At 62.3% G+C, this 3033-nt stretch carries 2 protein-coding genes; both read left to right on the forward strand.

What is annotated here, in order from left to right; genetic code table 11:
- The coding region (locus AC11W3_RS03220; RefSeq protein WP_484092467.1) for a formate dehydrogenase accessory sulfurtransferase FdhD at positions 1-651 on the forward strand (651 nt) is incomplete at its 5' end.
- Positions 652-977: 326 nt separating this feature from the next.
- Positions 978-3033, forward strand: a 2056-nt coding sequence (locus AC11W3_RS03225) for a bifunctional aconitate hydratase 2/2-methylisocitrate dehydratase (protein ID WP_484092468.1), incomplete at its 3' end; no start/stop codon positions are given.

The raw sequence follows: 3033 nt of genomic DNA on the forward strand, positions 1-3033 counted from the left end.
GACCTCAGGTTTCTGGTCGCCGGTTTCCTCCGGGTGCAGGGCTTCGTCAGTAGCGTCAATGATTTCCTGATGCTGAGCGTCTGCAACGACTTCGGCATCGCCAATGTCCGCATCAGGGGGGAGGTCAGCCCTGACCTCAAGCCCATCCTCACCTCCGGGTGCGGCACCGGGATCACTTTTACCCTTCCTGGAGTCGGTGCCCTGACAAAGGTGCCGCAACCTGATGCAGTAGCGCCGTCCGCGATTTTCACCCTGATGGAACAACTTGCCCAAAAGGCGGAGAAATACAAAAGTCACGGCGGTGTCCATTCCGCCGCCGTCGGCGATACCGAAGGAAACCTCCTCCTCTATGCCGAGGATATCGGCCGGCACAACACCTTCGACAGGCTGGCAGGTGAAGCCCTGCTGAGAGCCGTCGACCTTTCCGGGCGGTTGCTGGTAACTTCCGGGCGTGTCTCAGCGGAAATGGCCGCCAAGGCGGCGGCTCTCGGGATTCCGCTGATAGCCTCCCGCACCTCACCGACCGACATGGCGATCCGTATCTGCGATGAAGCAGGCATCACCCTGGTAGGCTATCTACGCGCCGCCAAGTTCAACGTGTACTCCCACCCCGAACTCCTGGCAGGTTCTCGGTCCGATAAGAATAACTAGCAGGACCGTTAGATCCTCTTGCCGCAGACCGCCTCCCCTTGGCGTCGGCCGTTTAGACTTCCCCCTTTGACAAAGTCGCATTTAGAACTCCCCCCTTTGACAAAGGGGGGCCGGGGGGATTTGCCTCTGTCCGTTTTCTCTCCTTCCGCCTTGCCAACCTCTCGTCCGTCACCCCTTCCGACTAAAGAATTCCGATACTTTCCCCATTTCAACAATTGACAAAGCGGGGCAAAAACTGTATACAGTATCCGTTCAAATAAACCCCGTCTTTCCTGTAGCATTCCGATAACTGTCGCAAATAGCTGGATAATTTCTGAGGAGGGATCATGATCGAAGCTTATTTGAAACAAGAAGCAGAAAGAACAGCACTCGGCATTCCAGCCAAGCCGCTCGACCCCGAGCAGACTGCGGAACTTTGCAAACTGTTGCAGGCACCGCCCGCGGGCAAGGAAGCATTCCTGCTCAATCTCCTTAAGGAGAGGGTTTCCCCGGGTGTTGACCCGGCGGCTGAGGTCAAGGCATCCTTCCTCGGCGGCATCGTTGCCGGCTCCGTCAAGTCCCCGCTGGTCTCCAAGAAGGAGGCTGTACAGATCCTCGGCACCATGCTGGGCGGCTACAACGTCGCTCCGCTGGTTGGAGCGCTGAAAGATGCCGAACTGGCAGAAGAAGCCGTCAAGGCTCTCTGCGGCACCACCCTCGTCTATGATGCATTCGACGAAGTCCTCGCGCTCTCCAAGTCCAACGCCTCGGCCAAGAAGGTCATCGAGTCCTGGGCCAACGCCGAGTGGTTCACCTCCAAGGCGGGCCTCCCGGAGACCGTCAAGGTGAAGGTCTACAAGGTCGACGGCGAGATCAACACCGACGACTTCTCCCCGGCAGGTGACGCCTGGAGCCGTCCTGACATCCCGCTGCACGCTCTTGCCATGGGCAAGACCCGCTTCCCCGATGGCAACGCCACCATCGCGAAGTTCAGGCAGGAAGGCTTCCAGGTCGCTTTCGTGGGCGACGTGGTCGGCACCGGTTCCTCCAGGAAATCGGCCTGCAACAGCGTCCTTTGGCACATCGGCCAGGACATCCCGGCGGTCCCGAACAAGCGCCGCGATGGCATCATCATCGGCGGCGTCATCGCCCCGATCTTCTTCAACACCGCCCAGGACTCCGGCGCTTTCCCGATCAAGACCGACGTGACCAAGATGAAGACCGGCGACGTCATCGTGATCGACTCCAAGAAGGGTGAGATCAGGAGCGAAGGGGGCGAGGTCCTCTCCACCTTCACCATCGCACCGAACACCCTCTCCGACGAGTTCCGCGCCGGCGGCAGGATCCCGCTGATCATCGGCCGTGCACTGACCGACCGCGCCAGGAAGGCACTCGGCCTTGCCCCGACCACCGTATTCACCCTCCCGGTCAACCCGGTACCCAAGGCTGGCCAGGGTTACTCGCTGGCCCAGAAGATGGTCGGCCAGGCCTGCGGCGTCGAAGGCATCCTGCCGGGTACCGCCTGCGAGCCGAAGATGACCACCGTCGGTTCCCAGGACACCACCGGCCCGATGACGGCCGACGAGCTCAAGGAGCTGGCCTGCCTCGAATTCCAGGCCGACCTGTTCATGCAATCGTTCTGCCACACCGCGGCCTACCCCAAGGCGGCTGACGTCAAGACCCACAAGACCCTGCCGGCCTTCATGACCGAGCGCAAGGGCGTGGCCCTGAGGCCCGGGGACGGGGTCATCCATTCCAGGCTCAACCGCCTGGTGCTGCCCGACACGGTCGGGACCGGGGGGGACTCCCACACGCGCTTCCCCATAGGCGTCAGCTTCCCGGCCGGATCGGGCCTGGTGGCCTTCGCCGGGGCCTTGGGCTTCATGCCGCTCGACATGCCCGAATCCGTGCTGGTGAGGTTCCGCGGCCGCCGCAACCCCGGCATCACGCTTCGCGATGTCGTCAACGCCATCCCGTATTTCGCCATCCAGAAGGGACTCCTGACGGTCGAGAAGAAGGGCAAGAAGAACATCTTCAACGGCTGCGTCCTGGAGATGGAGGGGCTCGACGACCTGACCGTCGAGCAAGCCTACGAGCTGACGGACGCTTCGGCCGAACGGTCGGCCGCGGCGGCCGTGATCGCTCTGTCCAAAGAGAAGGTCGCCCAGACCGTCCGGAGCAACGTGGCCCTGATGGAGCGAATGATCGAGGAGGGCTACCAGAGCGCCGAGACCCTGAGGCGCCGGGTCGAGGTCTGCCGGAAGTGGCTGGCCGACCCCGTCCTCATCGAGCGGGACGGCCACGCTGAATACAAAACCGTCCTGGAGATCGACCTGGCCGAGATCAAGGAGCCTCTCCTGGCCTGCCCCAACGACCCGGACGACGTGCGGCCGCTGTCGGCCG

Source organism: Geomonas sp. (assembly GCF_056994735.1).